Source organism: Halobellus inordinatus, from assembly GCF_024464655.1.
GTDB lineage: Archaea > Halobacteriota > Halobacteria > Halobacteriales > Haloferacaceae > Haloquadratum > Haloquadratum inordinatus.
The window spans coordinates 243,349-268,757 of sequence record NZ_JANHAV010000003.1 but is presented as its reverse complement, the minus strand read 5'-3'; the positions used below and the strand labels follow the sequence as shown (position 1 = coordinate 268,757).

At 65.2% G+C, this 25,409-nt stretch carries 27 protein-coding genes; 16 read left to right on the top strand and 11 right to left on the bottom strand.

From position 1 onward, the window contains the following. Positions 1–91 precede the first annotated feature (91 nt). Together NO347_RS08275 and NO347_RS08270 are read left to right on the top strand one after the other, a co-directional pair. Complete coding sequence (locus NO347_RS08275) at positions 92–1,081, top strand: formyltetrahydrofolate deformylase (protein WP_256289160.1); 990 nt, start codon at positions 92–94, stop codon at positions 1,079–1,081. A gap of 118 nt (positions 1,082–1,199) precedes the next feature. Further along, on the top strand, positions 1,200–1,343 hold the full coding sequence (locus NO347_RS08270) for a hypothetical protein (RefSeq protein WP_256289159.1): 144 nt from the start codon (positions 1,200–1,202) through the stop codon (positions 1,341–1,343). A gap of 90 nt (positions 1,344–1,433) precedes the next feature. On the opposite strand, the gene NO347_RS08265 is transcribed toward NO347_RS08270, so the two are convergent. Continuing rightward, complete coding sequence (locus NO347_RS08265; protein ID WP_256289158.1) at positions 1,434–2,471, bottom strand: phosphoribosylaminoimidazolesuccinocarboxamide synthase; 1,038 nt, start codon at positions 2,469–2,471, stop codon at positions 1,434–1,436. Between the two features lie 150 nt (positions 2,472–2,621). Here NO347_RS08265 and cofH point away from each other — a divergent pair, with 150 nt between their 5' ends. The 3 genes from cofH to NO347_RS08250 all read left to right on the top strand — a co-directional run bounded on the left by cofH (position 2,622) and on the right by NO347_RS08250 (position 5,943). Beyond that, positions 2,622–4,031, top strand: a complete 1,410-nt coding sequence (cofH, locus tag NO347_RS08260) for a 7,8-didemethyl-8-hydroxy-5-deazariboflavin synthase subunit CofH (protein ID WP_256289157.1) — start codon at positions 2,622–2,624, stop codon at positions 4,029–4,031. A gap of 147 nt (positions 4,032–4,178) precedes the next feature. Next, positions 4,179–5,336, top strand: a complete 1,158-nt coding sequence (locus tag NO347_RS08255; protein WP_256289156.1) for a tubulin/FtsZ family protein — start codon at positions 4,179–4,181, stop codon at positions 5,334–5,336. Positions 5,337–5,394: 58 nt separating this feature from the next. After that, on the top strand, positions 5,395–5,943 hold the full coding sequence (locus NO347_RS08250) for a metal-dependent hydrolase (RefSeq protein WP_256289155.1): 549 nt from the start codon (positions 5,395–5,397) through the stop codon (positions 5,941–5,943). 25 nt (positions 5,944–5,968) lie between these two features. On the opposite strand, the gene cofG is transcribed toward NO347_RS08250, so the two are convergent. From cofG to NO347_RS08225, 5 genes are all read right to left on the bottom strand, one after another. Then, positions 5,969–7,147 (bottom strand): 7,8-didemethyl-8-hydroxy-5-deazariboflavin synthase subunit CofG, encoded by a 1,179-nt coding sequence (gene cofG / locus NO347_RS08245; protein WP_256289154.1) that lies wholly within the window; start codon positions 7,145–7,147, stop codon positions 5,969–5,971. A 64-nt stretch (positions 7,148–7,211) separates the two neighbouring features. After that, positions 7,212–7,922, bottom strand: coding sequence for a 2-phospho-L-lactate guanylyltransferase (cofC, locus tag NO347_RS08240; RefSeq protein ID WP_256289153.1), 711 nt, complete (start codon positions 7,920–7,922; stop codon positions 7,212–7,214). Positions 7,923–7,939: 17 nt separating this feature from the next. Next, positions 7,940–8,725: a hypothetical protein gene (locus tag NO347_RS08235; RefSeq protein ID WP_256289152.1), complete on the bottom strand. Its 786-nt coding sequence runs from the start codon at positions 8,723–8,725 to the stop codon at positions 7,940–7,942. Next, positions 8,694–9,875 (bottom strand): tubulin/FtsZ family protein, encoded by a 1,182-nt coding sequence (locus NO347_RS08230; protein WP_256289151.1) that lies wholly within the window; start codon positions 9,873–9,875, stop codon positions 8,694–8,696. Before NO347_RS08230 ends, NO347_RS08235 begins: the two co-directional genes overlap by 32 nt. A 219-nt stretch (positions 9,876–10,094) precedes the next feature. Continuing rightward, positions 10,095–11,021 carry a complex I NDUFA9 subunit family protein gene (locus NO347_RS08225; protein WP_256289150.1) on the bottom strand — a complete coding sequence of 309 codons (927 nt, stop codon included), beginning with the start codon at positions 11,019–11,021 and terminating at the stop codon, positions 10,095–10,097. 122 nt (positions 11,022–11,143) lie between these two features. Between NO347_RS08225 and tmk the strand changes: the two genes are divergently transcribed. Next, positions 11,144–11,743 (top strand): dTMP kinase, encoded by a 600-nt coding sequence (tmk, locus tag NO347_RS08220; protein ID WP_256289149.1) that lies wholly within the window; start codon positions 11,144–11,146, stop codon positions 11,741–11,743. A gap of 41 nt (positions 11,744–11,784) precedes the next feature. On the opposite strand, the gene NO347_RS08215 is transcribed toward tmk, so the two are convergent. Both NO347_RS08215 and NO347_RS08210 read right to left on the bottom strand, forming a co-directional pair. Beyond that, the gene (locus tag NO347_RS08215) at positions 11,785–12,105 is read right to left on the bottom strand and encodes a DUF7991 family protein (protein ID WP_256289148.1); all 321 of its coding nucleotides are present in this window, start codon (positions 12,103–12,105) and stop codon (positions 11,785–11,787) included. 153 nt (positions 12,106–12,258) lie between these two features. Continuing rightward, positions 12,259–12,492 (bottom strand): Lrp/AsnC family transcriptional regulator, encoded by a 234-nt coding sequence (locus tag NO347_RS08210; protein WP_256289147.1) that lies wholly within the window; start codon positions 12,490–12,492, stop codon positions 12,259–12,261. Between the two features lie 156 nt (positions 12,493–12,648). On the opposite strand from NO347_RS08210, the gene NO347_RS08205 reads away from it, so the two are divergent. Together NO347_RS08205 and NO347_RS08200 are read left to right on the top strand one after the other, a co-directional pair. Continuing rightward, positions 12,649–13,332, top strand: coding sequence for a potassium channel family protein (locus NO347_RS08205; protein ID WP_256289146.1), 684 nt, complete (start codon positions 12,649–12,651; stop codon positions 13,330–13,332). Further along, positions 13,332–13,562: an Lrp/AsnC ligand binding domain-containing protein gene (locus NO347_RS08200; RefSeq protein WP_121569886.1), complete on the top strand. Its 231-nt coding sequence runs from the start codon at positions 13,332–13,334 to the stop codon at positions 13,560–13,562. Before NO347_RS08205 ends, NO347_RS08200 begins: the two co-directional genes overlap by 1 nt. Positions 13,563–13,586: 24 nt before the next feature. On the opposite strand, the gene NO347_RS08195 is transcribed toward NO347_RS08200, so the two are convergent. Further along, positions 13,587–14,099 carry a DUF5813 family protein gene (locus NO347_RS08195; RefSeq protein ID WP_256289145.1) on the bottom strand — a complete coding sequence of 171 codons (513 nt, stop codon included), beginning with the start codon at positions 14,097–14,099 and terminating at the stop codon, positions 13,587–13,589. Positions 14,100–14,426: 327 nt separating this feature from the next. On the opposite strand from NO347_RS08195, the gene NO347_RS08190 reads away from it, so the two are divergent. Then, entirely contained in the window at positions 14,427–14,804 is a 378-nt protein-coding gene (locus tag NO347_RS08190) for a 30S ribosomal protein S8e (RefSeq protein WP_256289144.1), read from the top strand. Between the two features lie 25 nt (positions 14,805–14,829). On the opposite strand, the gene NO347_RS08185 is transcribed toward NO347_RS08190, so the two are convergent. Further along, positions 14,830–15,831 (bottom strand): phosphate signaling complex PhoU family protein, encoded by a 1,002-nt coding sequence (locus tag NO347_RS08185; protein ID WP_256289143.1) that lies wholly within the window; start codon positions 15,829–15,831, stop codon positions 14,830–14,832. 364 nt (positions 15,832–16,195) lie between these two features. Between NO347_RS08185 and NO347_RS08180 the strand changes: the two genes are divergently transcribed. The 5 genes from NO347_RS08180 to phoU all read left to right on the top strand — a co-directional run bounded on the left by NO347_RS08180 (position 16,196) and on the right by phoU (position 21,617). Beyond that, positions 16,196–17,248, top strand: a complete 1,053-nt coding sequence (locus NO347_RS08180; protein ID WP_256289142.1) for a PstS family phosphate ABC transporter substrate-binding protein — start codon at positions 16,196–16,198, stop codon at positions 17,246–17,248. Between the two features lie 66 nt (positions 17,249–17,314). Then, positions 17,315–18,274 carry a phosphate ABC transporter permease subunit PstC gene (gene pstC / locus NO347_RS08175; RefSeq protein ID WP_121569881.1) on the top strand — a complete coding sequence of 320 codons (960 nt, stop codon included), beginning with the start codon at positions 17,315–17,317 and terminating at the stop codon, positions 18,272–18,274. Between the two features lies 1 nt (position 18,275). Further along, positions 18,276–19,931, top strand: a complete 1,656-nt coding sequence (gene pstA, locus NO347_RS08170; RefSeq protein WP_256289140.1) for a phosphate ABC transporter permease PstA — start codon at positions 18,276–18,278, stop codon at positions 19,929–19,931. 10 nt (positions 19,932–19,941) lie between these two features. Next, complete coding sequence (gene pstB, locus NO347_RS08165; protein ID WP_256289138.1) at positions 19,942–20,820, top strand: phosphate ABC transporter ATP-binding protein PstB; 879 nt, start codon at positions 19,942–19,944, stop codon at positions 20,818–20,820. Between the two features lie 119 nt (positions 20,821–20,939). Then, a complete protein-coding gene (phoU, locus tag NO347_RS08160; protein ID WP_256289136.1) occupies positions 20,940–21,617 on the top strand; it encodes a phosphate signaling complex protein PhoU in 678 nt (225 codons plus the stop codon). A gap of 22 nt (positions 21,618–21,639) precedes the next feature. Here the strand turns inward: phoU and NO347_RS08155 are convergent, their stop codons facing one another. After that, positions 21,640–22,983, bottom strand: coding sequence for a KaiC domain-containing protein (locus tag NO347_RS08155; protein WP_256289134.1), 1,344 nt, complete (start codon positions 22,981–22,983; stop codon positions 21,640–21,642). Positions 22,984–23,197: 214 nt separating this feature from the next. On the opposite strand from NO347_RS08155, the gene NO347_RS08150 reads away from it, so the two are divergent. Both NO347_RS08150 and NO347_RS08145 read left to right on the top strand, forming a co-directional pair. Then, positions 23,198–24,022: an NAD(+)/NADH kinase gene (locus tag NO347_RS08150; RefSeq protein ID WP_256289132.1), complete on the top strand. Its 825-nt coding sequence runs from the start codon at positions 23,198–23,200 to the stop codon at positions 24,020–24,022. 87 nt (positions 24,023–24,109) lie between these two features. After that, positions 24,110–25,354, top strand: a complete 1,245-nt coding sequence (locus NO347_RS08145) for an NAD(P)/FAD-dependent oxidoreductase (RefSeq protein ID WP_256289130.1) — start codon at positions 24,110–24,112, stop codon at positions 25,352–25,354. Positions 25,355–25,409: the final 55 nt, after the last annotated feature.

Here is a 25,409-nt window from a genome sequence, read left to right as displayed (position 1 = left end):
GATTTACTCGGAAAGGAAAGAAACGCTTTTAGCCGTCGCTGGATTCGCATCGACCGATGAGACCGCGCGCCGCGGCAGCGAGGTGGAAGCGATGACGAATGATCTGACCGAAATCACCGTCGTCGGAGGAGACAAGACGGGACTCGTTGCGAACGTCACGACGCTGCTGTTCGAGCGCGGAATCAACGTCGAAGACATCGACCAGGCCGTCCGCGATGGCGTCTTCCGAATGACGCTGCACGCGGACACCTCCGAGATGGTCTGCACCGAGGAGACGCTCCGAGATGCTCTATCGGACCTCGGCGCGGACCTCGGCGTCGACATCCAGGTCCGGTTCCCGACGGACCGCGAGACGCGACGGATCGCCGCGCTGGTGACCAAAGAGAGTCACTGCCTCGAAGCGCTCCTGCAGGCTCGCGCCGACGGCGACCTCGACGCCGAAATCGCGGTCGTGATCGGGAACCACGACGATCTCGAACCCCTGGCGGACGCCTACGACGTGCCGTTCGTCGACGTCGGCGACGAGACCGGCGTCCCCGACGAAGACCACTTGCTGGAGGTGCTCGACGACTACGAGATCGACCTCGTGGCGCTCGCGCGCTTCATCCGTATTCTCAGCCCCGAGGTCGTCTTCCGCTACGAGGACCGCATCATCAACGTCCACCCCTCGCTCCTGCCGGCGTTCCCCGGCGCGAAGGCCTATCGGCAGGCGAAAGAGGAGGGCGTCCGGATCGCGGGCGTCACGGCCCACTACGTCACTACAGACCTCGACCAGGGGCCGATCATCTCCCAGCGCGTGTTCGACGTCCCCGACGACGCGTCCGTCGAGGAACTCCGCGAGCGCGGACAACCGCTCGAAGCGGAGGCGTTCCTCGAAGCCATCCGACTGCATCTGGACGACGCCGTCTCCTCGCACCGCGGGCGGACGAGTCTCCGCGAGAGCGCCGACGCCGAGGACTACCAGCTCGGTCTCTCGGGAGACGCCGAGGCAGCCCAACCCGACGGCCCCGTCGACGACCTCGATTCGGCGCTTCGGAACGCGCCCGAGTCGCCGTCGGTTCCGGACCCGGCTGACGACTGATACGGTCGGACACGCCGACCCTTTTACTGGCTCCATCGACGTGCTGTGTTCGACGCCCTGTGAGGCCACCTACAAAAATGAGCCGACGACTGCCACGTCCACGCCCGCTCTGCCTGCGATGAGGCCGTCTCCGTTCCGTGCGAAGGAGGTCGAGTATCTGCTCTACGTCCTCCTCGTCCTCCTCGGTGGCGCGCTACTTCTCTGGTTCGCGCTCGATTACTTCCAGTTGATCGAGACGGTGGCGGAGAACACGCCGCGGTGAGACCTTCTCATAATGATTACTCTCGTCTCTTACCGCCGACCATCGCCACCGGGAGTGGCGCTCGGCGGTACACAGTGAGAGTAATCACTATCAGAGGTCGCGGACGCGGGCGACCGCGTCGTCGATGTCGGGCGCGTCGAACCACGCGGACCCGGTGTAGGCGTTTGTCCCGGCCGCATAGAGGTCCGCGACGGCTTCGAGAACGTCCGCCGGAAGCGACTCCGGCGAGCGATCGCACAGGCCGCGCCAGTCGGCGACGCCCTCCTCGCGCGCCTGCGACTTCGCCTCGGAGACGGCGTCGACCCACTCGGGGTCGGTCCGCTTGTAGTACTGCCGGACGACCTCCTTCGAGACCTCCTGGCCGTCGTAGGAGAAGCGGTTCTCGTCGAAGGTGCCGACGACATCGGCGACCTTGACGGTGCCGTCGTGATACAGACACTCGATTTTGCCGTCCTCGTGGACGAACCCGCGTTCGGCGGCGCGTTCGTTCAGGACCTCGTTCACCGCGAGCGCGAGGTCTTCGAGGTCCTCGAGGGCGGCGACGCCGGCGATCCGGTCGGCCTCCGGCCGCGAGAGGTAGCGATCCTGTTCTTCGTACTTCGTCGAGAACTCGACGACAGGCTCCGGCAGGTCGACGGCCTCGTCGGGCCACGACGCGAGGTCGAGGCCGTATTCGGCGGGCGTTCCCCGAGACCGGAGGCTCGATCCCGCGGGGACAGTGTTGCGGAAGACGATCTCTAGGGGGATCAGGTAGTTCTCGCCGGCGGCATCGTGGTAGGCGTCGTAGTCGTACTCGTCGTCGCCGAGGTAGGGGAGGTCCGGCACCTGCGTGAGTTCGATCGCCATCTCGGTCGGCGGTTCCTCGCACGCTTCGAGGACGACGGGGTCGTCGCTGGCCGACGCGTCCGCCGGATAGACGCCCGCGTAGTGCGTCGGGACGTCGTGCTCGGCCAGGCGCTCGAAGTTGTGTGCGCCCATCGTACACAGCGACGCGCCCTTGTTCGGGACGTGATCGGGCATCTCCCCCCAGTCGAAGACGGAGTACTGGTCGGTGAACACGAACCGTCCGCGCCCGAGGTCGGACGCCGTCGGTTCCGCGTCGACGCGGAACTCCTTGACGCTCGTCATACGCCGAAGTGGCGTCGGCATCGCACAAGAAGGCTTCCACTCCCGTGTGTACTTTCCCCGAATAGCGGTAGGATCTATACACGTCTGTGATATACCACGCCAGTGCCGCTACCACCTCACTTTTTGTCTCGTATCGCGTTGTGAACCGGTATGCGCGAGCCAGCCGCACCGACGGACGAGGGGTCCGACTCCGCTTCCGATTTCGAGTTCGACGTCGTCCCCGACACGGACCAGTCGTTCGAGAACGCGCTGGCGAAGGCCCGCGCGGGCGACCGCCTGACTGTCGACGACGGGATCGAACTGATCACGACCGGTACCGACGCGCCCGGAATCGACCCGATACGGAAAGAGCAGGTCCTCGAGGCCGCCGACCGGCGACGAGCCGAGGTCGCCGGCGACGAGGTCACGTTCGTGGCGAACCTCAACAACAACGTCACCACCGCCTGCAACACGGGCTGTCTGTTCTGCAACTTCAAGAACACCGCCCACCAGTTCGAGGCGGACTACGACGGCGAGCACGCGGGCTTCACCAAACCGCCCGCGGAGTCGCGCGCCGTCGTCGAGGACGCGCTCGATATGGGCATCTACGAGGTGACGTCGGTCTCGGGACTCCACCCCGCGTTCGCACTGAACGAGGAGCACCGCGAGATCCTGGCGACGTACGACGACCCGGCGAAGGAGGTCGACTACAAACCGCCGACGGTCTACGAGACCGATCCCGGCACGTACGTCGAGCAGATGCGCGCGATGTCGATCGGCGGAGTCCACCTCCACTCGATGACGCCCGAGGAGGCCCAGCACGCCCGCCGCGGCACCGACTGGTCCTACGAGGAGGTCTACCGCGAACTCAAGACAACGGGGCTCGCCTCCGCGCCCGGCACCGCCGCGGAGATCCTCGTCGAGGAGGTCCGCGACGTCATCTGCCCGGGGAAGATCGGTACCGACGAGTGGGTCGCCGCGATGGAGGGCGCGATCGCGGCCGGACTCGACGTCACCTCGACGATGATGTACGGTCACGTCGAGAACGCGGCTCACCGCATCGAACATCTGAAAGTGATCCGCGATCTGCAGGACCGCACCGGCGGCATCACCGAGTTCGTCCCGCTCTCGTTCGTCCACGAGAACACGCCGCTGTACGAGAGCGGCGTCGTCGACGGCGGCGCGAGCGACGCCGAAGACGAACTGGTGGTCGCAGTCGCCCGACTGTTCCTCGACAACGTCGAGAACATCCAGTCCTCGTGGGTGAAGTTCGGGAACGCGAAGGCGCTGAAACTGCTCAACTGCGGCGCGAACGACTTTATGGGGACGATTCTCTCGGAGGAGATCACCACCCGCGCCGGTGGATCGTTCGGCGAGTTCCGCTCGTTCGACGACTACGTCGAGATGATCTCGGCGATCGGTCGTACGCCCGTCGAGCGTTCGACCGACTACCGGACGGTGCGCCGAATCGACGTCGACGACCGACCCCACGGGCCGCGTCTCGGGCCGCGAGCCGACGGCACACCGCTGCTCGACGAACAGTCGCGGGCGGGCAGCGACCCCGCCCCTGCCGACGACTGATAGAGATTATCGCAAGTACCCGTAGATTTCTCGCCGGACGGCACGGCGAGACTCTCCGAACAGTTACGATAATCCCTACGAGCGGCGATTTCACCGGACCCCGCCGGGCGGAGCCTTATTGTCGCTGGCTCCCAACAGTTCGCTGAGATGAAGATCGCACTGATCGGCGTCGGCCAGGCCGGCGGCAAGGTCGCTGACGCGATCTTGGAGTACGAGGCGGCGAGCCGGGCCGATTTCGTCACCGACGCCGTCGCCATCAACTCGGCGACGGCCGATCTACTCGGCCTCACCCAAATCCCGGTCGACAACCGTGTCCTCATCGGTCAATCGCGCGTGAAAGGCCACGGCTGCGGGGCCGACAACGAACTCGGCGTGACCGTCGCCCAGGAGGACATCGACGAGGTTCGCGGGGCCGTCAACGACCTGCCGAGCCACGAGGTCGACGCGTTCTTGGTCGTCGCCGGCCTGGGCGGGGGTACCGGATCGGGCGCCGCGCCGGTCATCGCGCGTGAACTCTCGCGGCTCTACACGGAGCCGACGTACGGACTCGGCGTCCTGCCCGGGAGCGACGAAGGCGGGATCTACACGCTGAACGCCGCGCGGTCGTTCCAGACGTTCGTGCGGGAAGTCGACAATCTGCTCGTCTTCGACAACGACACCTGGCGACGGTCGGGCGAGAGCCTCCACGGCGGTTACGCGGCCATCAACGAGGAGATCGCCCGCCGTCTCGGTGTCCTCCTCACCGCGGGTGAGGTGTCGAACGCGCCGGTCCCGGAGTCGGTCGTCGACGCCTCCGAGATCATCAACACGCTGGCCGGCGGCGGCGTGACGACCATCGGCTACGCCAACTCCGAACTCGAACGGGCGTCTCGGGGGCTGTTCGGCCGGCGCGAGGCCGCTCCCGACGCGACGGACGTCGTCAACCGGATCACGACGACGGTGCGCCGAGCGACGCTCGGAAACCTCACGCTCCCGGCGAACGTCCAGAGCACCGAGCGCGCGCTCGTCGTCGTCAGCGGACCGCCGAAGTACCTCAACCGAAAGGGGATCGAGGAGGCACGGCGTTGGCTGGAGGAGGAGACCGGCACGATGGAGGTCCGCGGCGGCGACTACCCGATCCCGGAGTCGAACTACGTCGCGGCGCTCGTCGTGTTCGCGGGGGTCACCGACGTCCCGCGGATCAAAGAACTCCAGCAGATCGGTCGCGAGACGCAGCAGAACCTCGAAGCCAGGGCCGCAGAGCGGCCGGAGGCGCTCCGGGATCTCGTCTGGGGTGACGAGGGCGGTCTCGATCCGCTGTTCTGACTGCTTTCGCTGGCGACGCCGGACAGACTCAAGTTCGCTCCGATCCTTCCACCAGTCGATGATGGTCACCACGCACGTGGCGGCCGGGCTCCTCCTCGCCGCGCCCGTGGCCTACGTCGCCCCCGAGTTAGCCGTCCCGGCTGCTGTGGGAGCGGTCCTCGGCGGTATCCTCCCGGACGTGGATCTGTTCGTCGGCGTCCACCGCAAGACGCTGCACTTCCCGGTGTACTACTCCGCCGCCGGCGCTCTCGCTGGTGCCCTCGCGGTGGCCTCTCCGTCGGCACTCACGGTCGCTGTCGCGCTGTTCTTCCTCGCGGCGGGTATGCACTCGCTGTCGGATTGGTTCGGCGCGGGCGAGGAACTTCGCCCGTGGGAGCGCACCTCCGACCGCGCCGTCTACCTCCATCCGCGGCGCCGGTGGCTCCGCCCCCGCTACGTCGTCCGCTACGACGGTGCACCTGAGGACCTCCTCTTGACAGTCGTTCTCGCGGTTCCCGCCGCTGCGACGTTCGACGGCTGGCTCCGGGTGCTGGTCGTCGGCGGCGTCCTTCTCGCGGCGGCGTACACGCTCTTCAGAAAACGGGTTCCGGACTGGCTCGGTATGTGAAGTCTCCGCACTCCGTCGCGGGCGTTCAGTCGGCCGATCCGCCCGACGGCAGCGGAGAGTCCACCGACAGCGGACCATTTCGCCGTGCGACGCTCCGGTAGCGCTCGCCGTGGACGTCGCCCGCGGTGATCGCCGAGGCGATCGGCTCCGAGAGCCACTGGCCCGCTGCCGGCCGGCCGTCGAAGTCGTCTCTGCGGAGCGACTCAGGGAGGTAGCGGTCGTACACTGGCAGGCGTTCGTACAGCGGGACGCCGGCTTCCGCCGCAATCTCCTCTAGTTCCCGGAGCGCGGGCCAGGCGTAGTCGGGATTGATGTAGTCTTCCGTGACGGGTGAGACCCCTCCGAGGTCGTCGACGCCGCAGTCGACGAGGTCGCGCGTCGGCGAGAGGTTCGGCGGCACCTGGACCGACACCTCCGCGGGGAGCGCGGCGCGCGCCATCGCGACAGCCCGCCGCATCGTGTCGACGGACGGCTGCTCGAAATCCGAGCGCTCGTTCGGGACGACGTTCTGGACGATCACCTCCTGGACGTGATCGTAGCGCTCGTGGAGCTCTCGGATCGCGAGGAGGCTCTCGGCGCGGTCACGCCACGACTCGCCGATGCCGACGAGAAGACCGGTCGTGAAGGGGACACCGACCTCCCCCGCTGCGCGGATCGTGTTCAGCCGCTGCCCCGGCGTCTTCCGTCGCGTGCCCGTGTGTGCGCGCACGTCCGCGGTCGTCTCTAACATCACTCCCATACTCGCGTTGACCGGCGCGAGGCGCTCGAAGTCGGCTTCGGTCAGATCGCCCGGATTCGAGTGCGGCAGGAGGCCCTCTTCGAGTGCCATCTCACAGCAGTCACGGAGGTAGCCGAGAATGTCGTCGTAGCCCCACTCGGCGAGTTGGTCGTGGATCGCTGTGTAGCGTTCGTCCGGTTCGTCGCCGAAGGTGAAAAGCGCCTCCGTACAGCCGGCGTCGGCGCCGACGCGCAGTCGATCGCGGACTTCGTCCGGCGAGAGGAGCGTCGCTTCGCCCGGAACGTCGTAGTAGGTGCAGTACGTGCAGGTGTAGCGACAGGCGGTCGTCAACGGCAGGAAGACGTTCCGCGAGAAGGTGAGCTCCGGCGCGGCCGCGACGTCCGCCGGCGTCACCGACAGCAGTCGGTCGACCGCCGACTCCTCGATCGTAACGTCGACGCCGTACTCCTCGGCCGCGGGGAACATCGTGGTCACGTTTCGCGGTCGGACGTACAAAAACAGTCGCACTCCGGCACGCCGCCGAGGCGGATCACGATCGGTCGACGCCGACTCGTCCGTCGCTGGTGTCGATCCCGAAGCCAGCGTCTTGCAGCCACTCGCGAGCGCGTCCGCGGCCGTGCAACAGTACTTCGGCGAGGTCTGCCGGCTCGTCGACGTCGGTCGCCAGCCGCATCGAGTCGACGGTGTCGACCGCGAGCCCTGCCTCCTCGGCGATGCGGCGGTGGTCCCGATAGGACGCGCCGTGGTAGTCGACCGAGAACGCGGGGTCGCGAACGACGAGTGCGTTCGTCCCGCCGCCGCGGCCCGGCGCGATCGCGACGTCGCCACCGACGGCGAACAGTCGACGGAGCGCCGCCGGCGTCGCGAGTGCGAGATCGGCCATCACGATCGCCACCGCGCTCGTCTCCCCGCCGATCCGATCGAGCGCTCCGTTCACCGCTGCCGTGAGTGGTCTGTCGTCGATGGTCGCTGAAAGAGAATCTACGGGGCCTGCGTCGAATTCGGTTTCGGGCCGACTCCCCGTATCGTCGACCGTCGACGACTCGTCGGCACCATCGCCCGCGGTACCCTCATCGAGGGGCGCCGAGAGGAGCAACTCGGGCTCGTGGCCCGTCTCCCGGACGGCGTCGACGACGTCGTGGAGCATCGCGAGCGAGAACTCGTGGCGCTCGGACCGCGAGAGCGGGGGCGCGAGGCGACTCTTCGGGTTCTGATTCGTGTACGGAACGAGGACGTGCATCGCAGAAGAGGAGAGACTCAGCCGAGTTTGTCGTGACCCTGCTGCTGGGAGCGCCAGTACAGGAAGCCGCCGACGAGGAGGCCGATCACGACGAGTCCACCGACGCCGTACAGCGCGTACTGCATCAGTTGATTGGACTGCTGGGTCTGTTGGGCCTGCTCTTGGGCCTGCTCGGCGAGATCGCTCGCGAGCGAGAACTCCTCGCCGTTGTAGGCGTCGATCGCGTTTCCGAGCGACCGTTCGGCCTCCTGGGAGTTCACCTGCTCGACGTCCGCGGACGCCTCGTCGATCGCGTTCCGCGCCTCGCGACTCTCACCGGTGTAGTACGTCGCGTTCCAGCTGTCGATCTCGTTCGTGGAACCGCCCTGACGCGTCTGTTCGAGTCCGATCACGGTGAACGTCTGTGCGGGCTCGTAGGAGTACGACGCGACTTCGGGGACCGTACCGGTCACTTCGACTTCGACTTCGTTCGTCCCGTCGGACGTCGCGACCTCGGCGCCCGAGAAGGACTGCCCGTCGAAGGACTCTTGATCGACTTTCGCGCCGGTCTGGTCGTAGTAGTAGACCGTCCACGTCACGTCGGTCAGGTCCGTCTGCCCGGCGAGCGTCCACGATTCGAGCGAGGGGTTCTGATACAGTTCTGTCAGCGTAGCTGTCGCAGTGACCTGTGTCCCGACCTCAGCGTCGCTGGTGACGTCCGAGTCGCCGACGGAGACGGCTGCTCCGGGGACCGTGGCGACCGAGAGGACGAAGAGACAGGCTAACGCGAGCTTAGAAAAGCGACTCCAGCTCGTCTTCGTCATCGTTTATGAGATTCTCCAGATTGTCTTCGCTCTCCTCTCGGATGTCGTCGATGTTGTCCTGTGCCTCGATGGCGACCTGCTGGAGCTCCTTGATGCGGGGCACGTTCGTCACGCCCGAGAGGAGGATGACGGACGCGACCTTTCCGGAGTCCTTGATGGGGTAGTCGCCGCCGCGGACTTCCATACTACCGGTCTGCTCTTCGATCCACTTGCGACCGCGCTCTATTCCCTTCCGATTGAGGTGCCGCGGGGGACCGGCCATCACGAGCAGCGCGCGTTCGCTGCCTTCGATCTCACAGGGGAGCGTCAGACGGCCGAGCGCGGCCTTTCGAACGAGCGAGGTGATTCGATTCGTCGTGTGTGCGGTGTCGAGTTCCGTCTCCTCGTTGCCGCCGGTGATCCGGGAGAGCAGCCCGCTGCTCGAAGACTCGTTTTCGACCGTCTCGGAGGCGTAGCCGACCGTCGAGACGCCGCCGCCGGCCAGCGTGTTGATGATCTCCGAGGAGTCGACGACGCTCTCGGCGACTTCGCTGCCCTGGCCGACCTCGCCGGCCCCGAAGAGGACGCCGAAGCGGGTGACGATCTCCTCGTTGATCTCGTCGTAGCCGCCCTGGACGGACTCGCCGGTCTTCCGCCAGGCGTCGTTGTCGAAGACGAGCAGATTGTCGACTTCCCGCACGAACGTCTGGAACGACCGCGCGGCGTTCAGCGTGTAGATCCCGCCTTCGTCGCTTCCGGGTAGGATCCCCAATCCGTAGACGGGTTCGGTGTAGATTCGCTGGAGATGTTTCGCGAGAACGGGCGAGCCGCCGCTGCCGGTACCGCCGCCGAGACCGGCGACGACCAAGAACGCGTCGACCTCGTGGACCGGGATGCTGTCGATCGCCCCTTGGACTTCGTCGATGTCTTCCTCGGCGACTTCCGCGCCGAGTTCGTTGTCGGCGCCGACGCCGTGGCCTTTCACGCGCGATTGACCGATGAGGACCCGCTGGTCCTTCGGGATGTGTTCTAATCCCATCAGGTCGGCCTTCGCCGTGTTGACCGCGACTGCCGCGCGGACGATATTCGAGTTGTGGCGCTTATCGTACTCGACGAATTTGTCGACGATCTTTCCCCCGGCCTGCCCGAAACCGATCATTGCGAGCTTCATTTATCGGGTCCCCTCGCCATTGGGTGTATCCCAGTGCAAACGCGGACATAAACCTTGTGATGGTGTGAAACGGGCAGAACGAGAGGCGTACCACCGAAACCGCAGTACTGCGAGTGGGCGTTAATGAGTCATTAGACCGCTGTACCCGTCAGGTCAGGACCTATTTCTCAGGATTTAAATTCGGCGCAGTGAGTCAAAAGCGGCGACAACGCGTCGGTCTCACCCGGAACTCGCCGCAGTGGCAGCGGTCCCAGCGTCGCCCGCGCGCCCGTTCAGGTACGCCTCCAACGTGGTGAGTTCGCCGGTCCCGACGCCGAAGGCGTCGACGTCGTTGTCGTCGGTGACGTTGTCGAACTGCAGCGAGCGGAACTGGTCTTTGCCCATCGGGAAGCCGGGAATGGCGCCGCCGATCGTGAGCCCCACCTTCGCGAGTCCCATCGGGACCGGCACGACCGTCGTCGACCGGCCGTCGGACTTGTGGATCATCCGCGCGATCTCCGCCAGCGTGAGTTTGTCCGGGCCGCCGATCTCGTAGATCTTTCCGACGTGCTCGTCGGACTCGATGGCGTCGGCCAGCATCGGCACGAGGTCGCCCACCCAGATGGGCTGGAACCGGGTCTTGCCGCCGCCCGGAAGCGCGCTGAGGTACGGCGGCGCGAGCAGTTTCGTGAACGAGATGAATTCGCCACCCTCGCCGAAGACGACCGAGGGACGGAAGATCGTGTAGTCGAGGACGGACTCGGTGACGATCTCCTCGGCCTCGCCCTTCGACCGGATGTACGCTGTCGGACCCTTGGGATCGGCACCGAGCGCACTCATCTGAACGAGCCGGACGTCGTGTTTCTCGGCCGCGCGGACGACGTGTTCGGTGCCCTGTCTGTGGATCCGATCGTGCATCTTGTCGCCGCCGCTCGGTTTGAACAGCGGCGAGAGCGCGACGAGGTTGTAGACTGCGTCTTTCCCCTCGAAGGCGCCCTTGATGGAACCGTAGTCGGTGACGTTTCCCATCACTTTGTTGACGCCCTTCGGAAGGTCCTGGCCGCTGGGGCTTCGCGAGAGTGCGGTTACGTCGTGCCCCCGGCCCTTCAGCTCCCGGCAGAGGGTGCTTCCGATGAATCCGCTCCCGCCGACGACGAGTACTTTCATACCCGTGATATCTCTCCGTGTCGACGTAAAGCTAACTGCCGTTTCCGTCGACGCACGGGTGCCTCGACGGCGCGTCGCAGCGACTCGGTGGGATTTTACTCCCCGATCCGCCATCTCGAACTATGCTCCTCACGCTGGAGGGACTGGACGGGAGCGGGAAGACCACCGCCTGGCAGGCCCTCAGAGACGACTACCCCGACGCGGTGTTCACCCGTGAACCGACCGATTCCTGGTACGGCGACGCCGTCACCCGCTCGATGCACGACGACGACGCCGACCCGCTGGCCGAGCTGTTCCTGTTTACTGCCGATCACGCGGACCATCTCTCTCGCGTCGTGCGACCGGCGCTCACAGACGGGACGCTCGTCGTCTCCGACCGCTACACCGACTCGCGGTTCGCATATCAAGCGGCGTCGCTCGCGGAATCGTATCTCGCCGGCGGTCGGGACCCGCTGACGTACATCCGGGAGATCCACGACGTCTTCACCCATCCGCCGGACGCGACGATCTATCTCGACGTCGACCCCGAGACGGCCGCCGAGCGGGCGGGCGCGACGAACAAGTTCGAACACGCGGAGTACCTCGAACGAGTCAGTGAGAACTACGAGCGACTCATCGAAAGCGACCCCGAGCGGTTCGTCCGCGTCGACGCGACCCAGTCGCTCCCGGACGTGATCGACGCCGTCGAAGGACACGTCGAGCGGCTGGTCGCAGACCGATAGCTGTCCGAGGCCAAGCAGCGCGGGGGAGGTTCGTTACCGGCTCACTGTCGGTCCGGGAGGTCGTACTCCTCCGGTGCCGGAATATAGAGCGTGTCGATGGTGAATCCGAGTGCGAGCGGGAGCGCGATGGCCGCACCGAGAAGCGCCGTCGCACCGAGGTTCAGACCGGCGCCGATCGGGAGGATCCCGAAGAAGACGAGCGTCGTCACGAGCAGCGCGATCGGGATGAGCGCGAACGAGTAGACGACGTATCCCCACTGGGTGTTCAATCGGAGGCGGAAGAAACGGGTCAGCACGGCTGCCAGCAGCGTGTGCACCACGAGCACCGCCCCGAACAGCACGAGTCCGACGACCGAGACCATACCGGGAGTAGGGGCGCCGAGGACTTTACGCGTTCGGCTCCGCGGCGTTCGCCCCGCCCGAGCGACTGCGCGTCGCTACCGACGCGTCGTTCGCGCGGTTCCGTCGTTTGCGGCGGTTTTCCCGTCCGCAGCAGTCTTCCCCGCCTGCGGCGGCTACTCGTCCATCGAGATGTACGTCTTGGTGTCGGTGACGCCCTCGAACCCCTGGATTTCGGTCGAGGACGTGCTCAGGACTTTGTACACCTCGGGGGCGTCCACCTCGGCGATGATGTCGTACGCGCCCGCGACGATGTGCGCCTCGGTCACGTTCGCCAGTTCCCGGATAGAGTCGATGAGTCGCTCTGACTCCCCGGCGTCGGTCTTCACCATAATGAACGCGTGAACCATACTACCACGGTACGTGATACCATTTCATAGCATTTGTGCCGCGAGTGGCGTACCACGCTGACTCGATGGGACGGGTCGGAACGAGACCGGACCGACGAATCGTACAGGGACGTTCCGGAGAAACATTATTCACGCCCGCCGGCGTACCTCATTCGTATGCGGTTCGTTATCATTGGTGCAGGTCGCGTGGGACTCCGGACCGCCCGGGTTCTCAGAGACGAAGGGCACCAGATCACGCTCGTCGAACAGAACCGCGATCGGGTCGAGCGCGCCCGCGAAGACGGCTTCGAGGTCGTCGAAGGCGACGGCTCCCGCGAGGAAGTCCTCGTCGAGGCCGGCATCGAAGACGCCGACGGCCTCGGGGCGCTCACGGCCGACCTCAACGTGAACTTCGCGGCGTGCTCGATCGCGAAGTACCACCACACGTGGACGGTGCTCCGCGTCGACGAGGACTACCGCGAGGAGGTCTACCACAAGTACGCCGACGAGGTCGACGAGGTGGTCTACCCCGAACGCCTCGGCGCGCTGGGCGCGAAGAACGCACTGCTCGGTGGCTCGGTGCGCGCGATCGCAGATATCGCGCAGAACCTCCAGGTGGTCCTGATGACCGTCACCGAGGAGTCGCCGATGCGTGGGTACACGATCGAGGAAGTCGCACTCCCGGCGAACGCCCGGATCCTGGCGTTCGGCAAGGCCGACAAGCCGATGGGGCTCCCGCTGTCTGACGACTCGCTGGAAGTCGGTGATCGGCTCGCCGTCCTCGCCGACTTCGACGTGCTCGAAGAGGCCAGACAGCTCATCGTCGGAGAGAAACTCGCGCCCGAGGGGGGTGCGGTCTGATGGTCACCGCCTACGTGATGGTCAAAGCCTCGACGGGCGACGTCGATCGGCTGAAATCGGCGATGTCGTCGGTCGACGACGCAGTCGAGAGCGTCAGCGTCGTCGCCGGCGACATCGACTACATCGTGAAAGTCCGCGTAGAGAGCCCCGGCGACGTCAAAGACATCGCGACGTCGATCCACGAGATGGCCGGTATCGAACACACCCAGACGTACATCGCGATGGACTGACCGCTGCGAACCGTCGTCTCGGCCCTACAGCGGCGTCCCGCCCTTCGTCCCGCCGCCCGTGCTTGCCGCCCGTTGGATGAGATGCGTCACTGGCTCCGTGTAGTCGTAGCCGGGGATGATCCCCTCGACGTAGGTCCCTTCGACGTACTCGACGGCGGCGACCGCGTCGGCCGCAGCGCGGTTGGCGTCGAGGTCGGTGAGTTCGACGTTCAGGACCGCGCGTTCGCCGTCTCGTTCGACCGTGACGTCGGGGTCGTCGGTGCCGCGGAACGCCCCGTCGACGTCTTCGAGCCGAAGCGCGAGCGTGTCGAACCAGCCGTCTTCGACGACCGGAGCGACGTGGTCTTCGGTGACGGCATCGAGCATCGGCACGCGAACGGTGACGGCGAACACGGCTGCGCCGCCGTCGCTGTCGATCACGACCTCGCCGTCGAAGGCGGTCGTCGTTACTGCGTAGCGTCCGTCGTCGAGTCGTTCGAAGGAATCGTGCTGTTCCGCGGCGCGCCGGGCGCGCGCGACGGCGTCGCTCTCACTCATTGTCTCCCAAAGGACTCGTAGCGACAAAAACGTCTCGCGCCGGGCTCTATATATGTCAACGAGGGCGAAACGGTTTCCGGGTGCGGCACGTTTAAGTGGTTCCCACTCTTCCCGCCAAGTGACGCTTCGTCTGGAGGGCCGAAGCGTCAGCGGGGACCAATTCAGGGCGGCAGCGGCCGTCCGGGCTGTTCCCGGACGGCTGCTACCTTTTCCGCGACGTCGACTCCCGAGAGACGTCGCTGTCGGTCGCTCGACGCCGTCTCCACAGTGTCTGCGTCGCGTCATCGATTCGAGCGATTGAAGTACTCACCCGGTCAGTTATCCCGTATGCAGGACCAAGGACGTTCGAAGCGGAAGCGGACCGGCGGTCGACGCCGACGCTCGCACAAGAAGACGCGCCACCAGCTCGGCCGTCAGCCAACCGAAACGACCGTCGGCGAGCCGCGATTCCAGGTCGTCGACGCACGCGGCCAGAACAAGAAGGTCCGCGCCCTCTCGGCGAACGTTGCGCAGGTCGCGATCGACGGCGAAGTCGAGGAAGCGACCATCGAAAACGTGGTCGAGAACCCCGCGAACGTCAACTACGTTCGACGGAACATCATCACGAAGGGCGCGATCATCGAGACGAGCGAGGGCACGGCCCGCGTGACGTCCCGTCCGGGGCAGACCGGTCAGATCAACGCCGTTCTCGTCGACGAAGAGTAACTCTTCTCGGAACTACGCGTCGATCCTAGGGGGTCGGCGCGGCTTTCTGCAGCGCCGTTTCGGCGATGTTGCCGCCGTAGTCGGCGCTCCGCGACACGGAGTCGACGATCAGCCCGAGTAGTTGCGCGCGTGCGGGATCAAGATCACGCAGGAGTTCGTCGATCTTGCGAGCGCGCTCGTCGATGGCCTGGACCGACTCGCGGGCGTCGTTGGCCAGCCGGGTCGCCTCGTCGCTGTCGTCTGTGAGCAGCGCGTCCATTCCGTCGTCGACGATCTCGCGGGACTCCTCGTGGAGTTCGTAGAGCGCGCTGATGACCTCGTCGGGAACTGGCTTCTCGAACTCTAAGGTGAGGTGTGCGATCTTCGTCGCGTGGTCGGCGATGCGTTCGAGCTGTCGCGCCGCGGACTGGTAGTCGAAACAGACCTCCCGGGGGAGTCCGAGTTCCTCGGCGGCCTTCGGCGTCCGCAGCGTCGCCCGGAAGATCCGCGAGACGACCATCCACAGGCGGTCGACGTCGTCGTCGCGCTGGATGACGTCGCGGGCCATATCCGTATCGAGTTCCGCGAGCGCGTCGATGGCGTCCCCGAGCATCGACAGCGAAATGAGCCGCATCCGCCTGACGGCGGTGTGGATCGACAGTTCGGCGGAGTCCAGCAGGTCGCGGATGACGACCTTATCGCGCGTCTCTTCGAGGACTTCGAGACCGACGAGACTCTGGGTCGCCTCCCGAATCGTCCGTCGCTGATCGGTCGTGATCCGCGAACTCTCGAGCGAGATGATGTCGAAGCCACTGACGTACATCGTCATCACCGCGCGCGTGAGTTCGTCGCCTTCGAGGTCGGTTACGTCGAGCGCTCCCTCGGTTCGTTCCTCACCGTTCGCCGGTGCCAAGAATAGTGAATCACCCTCGGGGTAAAATTCGACGACGCTTCCGGCCGAGACGTCGTTTTCAGTCGCCCATTCCTTCGGGATTGAAACTGTGAACGTCGACCCCCCGGTGACCTGCACCTTCCGCGTTTCGACCATATCTGGCCGTTGTGAACCCCATAGTATAAACTTGACCATTACTATATATAGAATCGGCGAACGCTCCTATTTATGTAGTGTGTTCCCACGACGGGGGGTTCTCACAACCGCACTTGTTGATCGAATCCATATCTGCTCATAATATGTTTTATTAACACTATTTCTCCAAAATAGTTCTGTAACTGAATTTTATTAGTGTAGTATGCGAAATACCAACAAAATACTGGCGTCAGTTTGCCCGAACAGTCGCTCTCAGAGTCCCGAAAACAGCAGTTTCAGACTCGACCATAGAGTACGTACTGATATTTTTTCTATATAGCTGTATTAGTAGCCGTTTTATCCTGCCTACGGATACGGAGTGATAATGACGCGCCAATCCAAGCGCAGTAGTGTTTCACGTCGCAAGTTCCTTCTCGCATCCGGCGGGCTCGGCGTCGCCGGTCTCGCTGGCTGCACACAGCAGAACACGGGCGGCGACTCCACTGCGGAACCGACGTCGGGTGGCGACGAGTCCGGCTCGGATGGAACCGACAGCGGGTCACAGGCGCTCTCCGGTGACATCGCGATCGCCGGTTCCTCGACGGTCTTCCCGCTCGCGACGGCGATGTCCCAGCGCTTCCAGGAGACTCACAGCGACGTCAACGTCAGTCTCCAGTCGACGGGGTCCGGTGGCGGCTTCGCGAACTACTTCTGTACGGGCCAGACGGACTTCAACAACGCGTCGCGACCGATTCAGCCCGAGGAAGAAGACCAGTGTTCGGGCAACGACGTCGAACCCGTAGAACTCAAGGTCGCGACCGACGCCCTGACGGTCATCGTCAACAACGACAACGACTGGATCGGTGAGGGGCTTACCGTCGAAGAACTGAAGCAGATCTGGTCGGCCGACTCCTCGCCGGAGACGTGGGCCGACATCAACTCCGAGTGGCCCGACGAGCCGTTCGAACTGTACGGTCCCTCCGACGCCTCCGGGACCTACGACTACTTCCACGAGGCGATCCTCGGCGAAGAGACAAGCCACCGACAGGACTACTCGCCGACCGAGCAGGACCGCACCATCATTCAGGGCGTCACCGGCTCGAAGTACGCGATGGGCTATCTCGGATTCGCCTACTACAGCGAGAATCAGGACTCCGTGCAGGCGGTTTCGGTCAAAGACGGCGAGGGCGATTACGTCGAACCGTCGCTCGAAACGGCGCTCTCGGGTGACTACACGCCGCTGTCGCGGCCGCTTTTCACCTACCCGAAGGTCTCGGCGCTGCAGGAAGCCCACATCGAGGCGTTCACGCGCTTCTGGATCGAGAACGCGACGAGTCGCGAAATCGTCGCCGAGGAAGTTGGATACGTCCCGCTCAGCGAGGACGAACAGCAGGCGATGCTGACCCGAATCGACGACGCCGTCGACGGATCGAACTAGACAACGCGTGCCGCGCTCGTACGTCTAACGAAGCGCTTTTTCATCCCACAATAATCTGAATACACAATGAGCACAGACGAGTTGGAAACCGACCTCACGCGGCAGACGGAGAACTCCCCGCGAGAACTCCTGACGCGGACGTTCTTTTTCTTGTGCGCGGCGTTGTCCATCGTGACGACGATCAGTATCGTCGTGTTGCTCGTGACTGAGGCGGCGAAGTTCTTCACTATCACCGCCCCGCTGATGGGCGTGACCGGGGAGACGGCGTCGCTCGTCGACTTTCTCACCGGCACGACCTGGCAGATCAACAGCGGCGAGTTCGGCGTCCTCGCTTTGGTTTCGGCGACGCTGATGATCACGATCGGCTCGGCGGTCATCGCAATTCCGCTCGGCGTCGCGACGGCGATCTATCTCAGCGAGTACGCCAGCCAGCGGGCTCGCTCGGTGCTCAAACCCGCACTCGAGATTCTCGCGGGCGTGCCGACCGTCGTCTACGGTTTCTTCGCACTCATCTACATCACCCCGGCGCTCGCCACCGTGATCCCACAGATCGGGACGTTCAATATGCTCTCGGCGAGCATCGTCGTCGGGATTATGATCATCCCGATGGTCGCCTCCATCAGCGAGGACGCGATGTCGGCCGTCCCCGACGACCTCCGGCAGGCCGGGTACGGGATGGGCGCGACGAAGTTCGACGTCGCGACCGGCATCGTCGTCCCCGCGGCGCTCTCGGGCATCTTCTCGTCGTTCATCCTCGCGCTCTCGCGCGCCATCGGCGAGACGATGGCTGTCACGATCGCTGCCGGGTCGCGCGCGCAGTTTCTGAACCCCGTCAACCCCGCCTCGTTCCTCGAGGGATCGCTCCCGATGACGGCCGCGATGGTCCAACTGCTCCTCGGTGACATCACCGGGGGCGGGCTGGCGTATCGCAGCCTCTTCGCGATCGGTCTCGTCCTCTTCGTCATCACGCTCGTTATGAACGTCATCAGCGACTTCGTCGCACAGCGGTACCGGGAGGAGTACTGAGATGGCCACCGAAACCGAACACGGAGAAATCGAAGGGTTCGGACAGGTCAGCCGGACCGTCGGTACGGTCTTCAGATACCTGCTGATCGCGGCGACGATGTTCGGCATCGTCACGCTGGCGGTACTCCTCGTGTACGTCGCCAACGACGCGATCCGGCCGCTCACTGCGGGTCCCGGCTGGTATCTCACCTACTTCTTCACGCTCGTCGTACCGACGCTTTTGGTCGGGGCGTACGTCCGCACGCGGGACCGCGCAGCGTTCTCGTTCGGCGTCTTCCTCATTGGACTGCTCGTGGTCTCGCTGATGTTCAGCGGGGGCGTCGGGCTCCTCGTCGTCGACGTGGTCCCACCGCTCGTCGCGCTCTCGTTCGCGCTCGGACTCGCGGTTCCCGCCGCGGTCGCCGTCGTGCTCACCCGGAACTCCCATCGGATCTCGTTCACGACGCGGCTCGTCGCGACCTCGCTCGCCTTCTATCTCTCGCTTTTCGGCCTGCCGGGACCGATCGGTGACGCCGCGGGCCTCCCGCAGGTCGTCCCGAGTTTCGTCCAGTTCGTCCAGTCAATTCCCGTGATCCCGGTCGACTGGATGATGGTCGCGGCCGTCGTCGGCGGGGGCTCCGCTGCCGCGGTCGGCGCGTACGTCGCCGGCGTTCGCGACGCTCGCTCGGGGCTGTACGCCGGACTCGCTGCGTTCGCTGTGAGCGTCGCGAGCGCGGTCGTCGGGCCGTTCGTCGGTCTCAATCCGGTCCCTGCCGTCGTCGTGACCGCCGTCGCGCTCGTGCCGACGTCGACGTACGCCTGGCGGGGTGCGTTCGGCGAGGACGGAACGCCTATCGGGCTGGGATTCGCCGCGACGGTCGTCGGCGGCGCGCTCGTGGGTGCCGCAGCGGTCGAAGCGTTCGGCTTCGCCGGCCCCCAGTCGTGGGTCGACTGGCAGTTCCTGACGAGTTCCCACAGCGGTTCAGCGGTGGACGCAGGGCTGTACCCGGCGATCGGCGGCTCGATCCTCCTGATGTCGACGGTCGCGGCGCTGTCGTTCCCGCTCGGCGTCGGCGCGGCCGTCTACCTCGAAGAGTATGCGCCCGACAACGCGCTCACGCGCTTCGTCGACGTCAACATCTCGAATCTCGCGGGCGTTCCATCCGTCGTCTACGGCCTGCTCGGGCTCGGCGTCTTCGTGACGTACCTCGGGCAGTCCGCGGGGACGGTCCTCGTCGGCGGCGCGACGCTCGCGCTCTTGATTCTCCCCATTGTCATCATCTCCTCACGGGAGGCGATCCGGTCTGTCCCCTCGGACCTCCGACAGGCGTCCTACGGGATGGGCGCGACGCGCTGGCAGACCGTTCGCAACGTCGTCCTCCCCGAGGCGTTCCCCGGCATCCTGACTGGGACGATCCTCGCGCTGGGTCGCGCGATCGGCGAGACGGCACCGCTCATTATGATCGGTGCGCCGAACGTCGTGTTCAGCCTCCCGACCGCGCTCAACTCGAAGGTGAGCGCGATGCCGCTGCAGGTGTACGCGTGGTCGAGTCTCTTCGCCAGCGAGGACTTCTACACGAAGGCCGTCCCCGCCGGCGTGGTCGTGCTGCTCGCGGTGCTCCTCGCGATGAATTCGGTTGCGATCGTGCTTCGGAACAAGTTTGAGCGAACAGGGTGAATTTCAGCCAATGAGTCAACAGAATACGAACGAATCAAACGCGCGCGCGGATAGCTCGCCCGACCCGACGGACGACGAGATGCTCATCCAGACCGACGTCAGCGGGAGCGTCTCCTCCTCCGGCGGGCCGAGCAGGCGAGAGACGGTCGTCAGCGCGGAGAACATCAACGTCTGGTACGGCGACGATCAGGCGCTACAGGACATCACGATGGACATCCCCGAGAAGAGTGTGACCGCGATGGTCGGCCCCTCGGGGTGTGGGAAGTCGACGTTCCTCCGGTGTATCAACCGGATGAACGACCTCATCGACAGCGCCCGCGTGGAGGGCGATCTCTACCTCCGCGGGAAGAACGTCTACGACGACGACGTCGACCCCGTGGCGCTCCGCCGCCGCGTCGGGATGGTGTTCCAGAAGCCGAACCCCTTCCCGAAGAGCATCTACGAAAACGTCACCTACGGGCTGAAGATCCAGGACAAAGGCGGCGACTACGACGAAATCGTCGAGGAGTCGCTCAAGCGCGCCGCGCTCTGGGACGAGGTGAAAGACCAACTCGACGAGTCCGGCCTGGACCTCTCGGGCGGCCAACAGCAGCGTCTCTGCATCGCTCGCGCCATCGCGCCCGACCCGGAAGTCCTCCTGATGGACGAGCCCGCGTCCGCGCTCGACCCGGTCGCGACCTCCCAGATCGAGGATTTGATCGAGGAACTCGCCCAAGACTACACGGTCGTCATCGTGACGCACAATATGCAGCAGGCCGCCCGCATCTCGGATCAGACCGCCGTCTTCCTGACCGGGGGCGAACTCGTCGAGTTCGACGACACCCAGAAGATCTTCGAGAACCCCGAGAGCCAGCGGGTCGAAGACTACATTACCGGCAAGTTCGGGTAACGTCCGTCGATTCTGTCTCTGTCTCTCCCTTTCGCTGCTCTGCGTTTCGCCGCTCGCTGTTCTCGCCTGTGCCTCTCCTTCGCGACACTCTTATACTGCCGTCCTGTGTGCCGACAGGTATGCCCCGACAAGAGTACCAGGAGTCGCTCTCGAATCTCCGAGACGACGTTCTGTATATGAGCGAGGTCGTCGCCGAACGGTTGCGACTCGGCCTCGACGCGCTCGAACAGAAAAAAGAGGCCACCGCCGAGGAAGTCGTCGACGGCGACGACGAGGTGAACCAGATGTACCTCGACCTCGAAGGCCAGTGCGTAGATCTGATCGCGCTTCAGCAGCCCGTGGCCTCCGATCTGCGGTTCATCGCCGCGTCGTTCAAGATCATCACCGATCTCGAACGTATCGGCGACCTCGCGGTGAACCTCGCGCAGTACGCGATGGACGCCGACCGGGACGTGTTCCCCGAAGTCGACGTCCAGCAGATCGGCGTCGAGACGCTGGAGATGCTCGAATCCGCGATGGCTGCCTACGCCGACGAGGACCCAAAAGCGTGTTACGAGGTCGCCGACCGCGACGACGACCTCGACGCGATGTGTGAGGCCGCCAGTTCCATCGTCGTCCGTGACCTCATCGAGCAGGATCCCTTCGGTGACGGGAGCGAGGACGCCGAAGCCTATCTACAGGACATCTCGCGACTGCTCTTGACGGTCCGCGACCTCGAACGCGTCGGCGACCACGCGGTCAACATCGCCGCGCGGACGCTGTATATGATCGAAGACGACGCCGAACTGCTGTACTGACTCGCGGACTCGATTCTCTTTCTCAGAAGATGTTCGCCTGCCGGTAGACGCTGATCCCCTCGGCGGTGAGTTCGTATGGCTTCGTCTCTCGGGAGTGATTCGCGTCTCTGATCTTCTGAATCTCGATTGCCAGCCGCGTCTCGCGGAAGTCGCTCGGCCGCACGTACTGCAGCACGAACACGGCGTCTGCGAGGTACTCGACGATTCCGAACCGCGAGGTGTAGGGATTGTCGTCGTTCGCCTCGGAGGTCAGAAGTGTCGTGATGCCGGCGCTCTTCAGCGCCCGCGTGAAGCCGAAGACCTGGCTGCGTCGCTTCTGCGCGCTCTCGTACATCATCTCCAGCAGCGAGACGGAGTCGAGCACCAGCCGATCCGCGCCGAACTCTTTGATCAGTTCCGGGAGGTCGTTCTGGATGCTGTCGAGGCTGTTCGCCATCTCGATCGGGTCGATGTCGACGATGGCGAGGCGGTCTTCCTCGACGTAGCGCTCGAACTCCCAGCCCTTCTCGCCCGCGGTCGCGAGGATTCGCTCGTGGCTCTCTTCGAGTGCGATGTAGACCGCGTCCTCGCCGTTTTCGAGCCCGTGATTCAGAAACTGCAGGCCGAACGTGGTCTTGCCCGTCCCGGCGGACCCGACGGCCACCATCAGGGACCGTCGCGGGACGCCGCCGAGGATCATCTGGTCGAGTCCTCCGATCCCGATGTCCAGCCGTTCGAGGTCGGAATCGAAGGACTCCTCGTCGAAATCGTCGGTGTCGTCCTCGAAGTTCGCGAAGCCGAAGTCGTCGCCGTCGCCTGCGCCGGCGTCCGCGGGGCCGAACGGACTCTCCGACCCACCTTCGTCGGGCGGGCTCGATTCCGAAGCCTCGCCCATCGCTGCTCCGACTCCGGACCCCGGCTCGGGGGCGTTTTCGAGCGCCGAGGCGAAGTCCTCCTCGAACGGGCTATCACCGGCGCTCTCGTCGCTCGTCGCTCCGGGCTCGCTACCGGCGGGGCCGCTACTTTCGTCGGATCCTCCGGAGTCGCCCTCGGTGGAGGCTGCCTGTTCTCCGAGTTGCTGGTCAGTTTCTTCGTCGCTTCGCGCGCCCTCGGTATCGCGAGCGGCGGCTTGGGGCTCGACCTGGCTTTCGTCCTCGCTTCCGGCTTTGCTTTCGTCCTCGCTTCCGGCTTTGCTTTCGTCCTCGCTTCCGCTTTCGCCTTCGGTCTCATCGATCGGCGACTCGCCGTGCGGTTCGGCGGTCGTTGGCTCCCGCTCCACCGCTACGTCGCCGTCGCGCTTGCCGTCCTCGCGGCCGTCCTCGTCGGCGTCTTCGCTCTCGTCGTCCTCCCGAAGCGCGCGCTCGAACCAATCGTCGTCGTCACTCATAGCCGTCACCCGCCCCCTTGCTCGGGTCAGGCTGCGACGCTCGACTCCGACGCCCCACGTGGTGGCCGCTGTGTTCCATCGCCGTCGTCGAAACGAGAGGACCGGCGCGGGTATCAATGTTGCCCGTGTGCGCCGGTGGCAGTGACCGCTCGCGAGCGATGACCGACGCGTGACGGAGCCCTTTTTTGACGTCGCGTCGAACCTGGCGACGGAGATGAAGGTGGCCATCGTCGCGCAATGGGGTAACGACCGGACGGCCCGTCTGGCCGGCGACCTCCGGGAGCGACTCGTCTCGGCGGACGTCACGGTGTGGCTCGATGCGGCGACGGCCGACGAACTCGGCGTGCCGGGGCGGCCGATCGAGGCGTTCGACGCGGCCGACCTCGTGGTGAGTATCGGCGGCGACGGAACGTTCCTCTTTGCGGCCCACGGCGCGCGTACGACGCCGATCCTCGGCGTCAATCTCGGCGAGGTCGGCTTCCTCAACGCCGTCAACCCCGAGGACGCCGTCGAGGCTGTGATGGAGGAGGTGCGAAACTTCCGGGAGGCGGGCGAACTCCCGACGCGGTCGATGCCGCGGCTCGCAGCCAGCGGCGAGGACTGGCAACTCCCCTCGGCGGTCAACGAGGTCGTCGTCCAGGGCGCTCGCCGCGGCCACGGCGGCGGCGCATCGGTCGAGGTGCGCGTCGACGGCTCGCGCTACGCCACCGGACACGCAGACGGCGTCCTCATCGCGACGCCGACCGGCAGCACCGCGTACAATCTCAGCGAGGACGGACCACTGATCCACCCGGGCGTCTCGGGATTCGTCGTCACCGAGATGGCTGGCGCGCAGGGGATGCCGCCGCTCGTCGTCGACCGCGACGCCACGGTCTCGGTTACTGTCGAGGGAACCGAGAACGCCGTTGTCGTCGTCGACGGGCGCATCCGCGAGCGCGTCGAACCGCCGGCCGACGTCACCGTCGAGATCGCCGAGGATCCCGTTCGGATGGCTGGCCCGGCGTCGGACTTCTTCGAGGCGCTCAAGAAGTTGGAGTAACGGGTTCGCCGCGTGCAGTCGCCGACGTTTCGTCGGAGGCCAGCAATATAGCAATCCCCATTAACCCCGAACCCGAACCGCTCGAATATGACTCAGTCGTACGTGATCATCGGCGACGGTGTCGCCGGCAGTTCCGCCGCCGAGACCCTCCGCGAGGAGCAACCCGACGCCGAGATCACCGTCATCACGGACGAGGGCGAGGCCCTGTACAATCGGATCTTGATCAAGGAGTTCGCCAAGGGGAAACTCCCCGAAGCGCCGATCTCCATCCACGACGAATCGTGGTACGACGAGCGCGACATCGACCTCCAACTCAACACGCTCGTCGTCGATATCGACGTCGACGGCCACACCGTCGAGACCCACGAGGGCGAGGAGTACGCCTGGGACAAACTGCTGATCGCGACCGGCGGGACGCCGACACAGCTCCCGGTCGACAACTCCGACGCCGACGGCGTCCACCACTTCTGGACGTTCCAGGACGCCCGCGCGATCAAATCCCACATGGAACAGGCCGACAGCTCCGTCATCGTCGGGGCGGGCCTGCTCGGGATCGACCTCGCCGCGATCACGGCCGCCCAGGACGTCGAAGGCAAGTACCTGATGCGCGGTGACTGCTGGTGGCGCTACGCGCTCTCCGAAGAGGGCGCAGAGATCATCCACGACGCGCTGCGAGAGCGCGACGTCGAGCCAGTCTTCCAGTCCGGCGTCGATCACTTCGAGACCGACGAGGACGGTCGCGTGACGACCGCCGTCGACCCCAACGGCGACGAGTACGACGCCGACTTCGTCGGCATCGCGATCGGGCTGAACTTCAACACGGAGATCCTGCAGGACACGCCGATCGAGTGCAACGACGGCATCGTCGTCGACGAGTATATGCAGACGAACCACGAGGACATCTTCGCCGCCGGCGACATCACCGAGTTCAACGACCTCATCCTCGGCGAGCGCGCGCAGAACGGCGCGTGGGGCTCCGCGAAAGAGCAGGGGACGATCGCCGCGCAGAATATGGTCGACTACGGCTCCGAGCCCTTCGAGTGGGTCTCCTCGTACTCGATCACCCACTTCGACTTCCCGTTCCTCTCCTTCGGGCATCCGACTCTGGGCGACGACGAGGCCGAAGCGAAGTACTCCGACACCGAGTGGCGGCGCCTGGCGTTCAAAGACGGCCAGATCGTCGGCGGCGTCCTCATCGGCGACCTCTCGCCGCAGTCGAAGTACAAGAAGCTGATGCGCGAACGGCGCGACGTCGCCGATCAGAAAGACGTCCTGATGCAGCAGAACTTCGAGATCGACGAACTCGACCTCGAAGAGACGCCCGCCGAGTAACGGTAACAGACGGACCCCAGTCGCGTTCTACACGCTCTCTTTTCCACTGCTGTCC

Coding starts and splice junctions, on each gene's coding strand:
- NO347_RS08150 (WP_256289132.1), top strand. CDS start 23,198: ATGAAGGTGGCCATCGTCGCGCAATGGGGTAACGACCGGACGGCCCGT.
- NO347_RS08185 (WP_256289143.1), bottom strand. CDS start 15,831: ATGGTCGAAACGCGGAAGGTGCAGGTCACCGGGGGGTCGACGTTCACA.
- NO347_RS08180 (WP_256289142.1), top strand. CDS start 16,196: ATGACGCGCCAATCCAAGCGCAGTAGTGTTTCACGTCGCAAGTTCCTT.
- NO347_RS08270 (WP_256289159.1), top strand. CDS start 1,200: ATGAGGCCGTCTCCGTTCCGTGCGAAGGAGGTCGAGTATCTGCTCTAC.
- phoU (WP_256289136.1), top strand. CDS start 20,940: ATGCCCCGACAAGAGTACCAGGAGTCGCTCTCGAATCTCCGAGACGAC.
- NO347_RS08190 (WP_256289144.1), top strand. CDS start 14,427: ATGCAGGACCAAGGACGTTCGAAGCGGAAGCGGACCGGCGGTCGACGC.
- cofG (WP_256289154.1), bottom strand. CDS start 7,147: ATGTTCCCCGCGGCCGAGGAGTACGGCGTCGACGTTACGATCGAGGAG.
- cofH (WP_256289157.1), top strand. CDS start 2,622: ATGCGCGAGCCAGCCGCACCGACGGACGAGGGGTCCGACTCCGCTTCC.
- NO347_RS08145 (WP_256289130.1), top strand. CDS start 24,110: ATGACTCAGTCGTACGTGATCATCGGCGACGGTGTCGCCGGCAGTTCC.
- NO347_RS08200 (WP_121569886.1), top strand. CDS start 13,332: ATGGTCACCGCCTACGTGATGGTCAAAGCCTCGACGGGCGACGTCGAT.
- NO347_RS08210 (WP_256289147.1), bottom strand. CDS start 12,492: ATGGTTCACGCGTTCATTATGGTGAAGACCGACGCCGGGGAGTCAGAG.
- NO347_RS08255 (WP_256289156.1), top strand. CDS start 4,179: ATGAAGATCGCACTGATCGGCGTCGGCCAGGCCGGCGGCAAGGTCGCT.
- tmk (WP_256289149.1), top strand. CDS start 11,144: ATGCTCCTCACGCTGGAGGGACTGGACGGGAGCGGGAAGACCACCGCC.
- cofC (WP_256289153.1), bottom strand. CDS start 7,922: ATGCACGTCCTCGTTCCGTACACGAATCAGAACCCGAAGAGTCGCCTC.
- pstB (WP_256289138.1), top strand. CDS start 19,942: ATGAGTCAACAGAATACGAACGAATCAAACGCGCGCGCGGATAGCTCG.
- pstA (WP_256289140.1), top strand. CDS start 18,276: ATGGCCACCGAAACCGAACACGGAGAAATCGAAGGGTTCGGACAGGTC.
- NO347_RS08225 (WP_256289150.1), bottom strand. CDS start 11,021: ATGAAAGTACTCGTCGTCGGCGGGAGCGGATTCATCGGAAGCACCCTC.
- NO347_RS08230 (WP_256289151.1), bottom strand. CDS start 9,875: ATGAAGCTCGCAATGATCGGTTTCGGGCAGGCCGGGGGAAAGATCGTC.
- pstC (WP_121569881.1), top strand. CDS start 17,315: ATGAGCACAGACGAGTTGGAAACCGACCTCACGCGGCAGACGGAGAAC.
- NO347_RS08250 (WP_256289155.1), top strand. CDS start 5,395: ATGATGGTCACCACGCACGTGGCGGCCGGGCTCCTCCTCGCCGCGCCC.
- NO347_RS08275 (WP_256289160.1), top strand. CDS start 92: ATGACGAATGATCTGACCGAAATCACCGTCGTCGGAGGAGACAAGACG.
- NO347_RS08205 (WP_256289146.1), top strand. CDS start 12,649: ATGCGGTTCGTTATCATTGGTGCAGGTCGCGTGGGACTCCGGACCGCC.
- NO347_RS08155 (WP_256289134.1), bottom strand. CDS start 22,983: ATGAGTGACGACGACGATTGGTTCGAGCGCGCGCTTCGGGAGGACGAC.
- NO347_RS08195 (WP_256289145.1), bottom strand. CDS start 14,099: ATGAGTGAGAGCGACGCCGTCGCGCGCGCCCGGCGCGCCGCGGAACAG.
- NO347_RS08235 (WP_256289152.1), bottom strand. CDS start 8,725: ATGACGAAGACGAGCTGGAGTCGCTTTTCTAAGCTCGCGTTAGCCTGT.
- NO347_RS08265 (WP_256289158.1), bottom strand. CDS start 2,471: ATGACGAGCGTCAAGGAGTTCCGCGTCGACGCGGAACCGACGGCGTCC.
- NO347_RS08215 (WP_256289148.1), bottom strand. CDS start 12,105: ATGGTCTCGGTCGTCGGACTCGTGCTGTTCGGGGCGGTGCTCGTGGTG.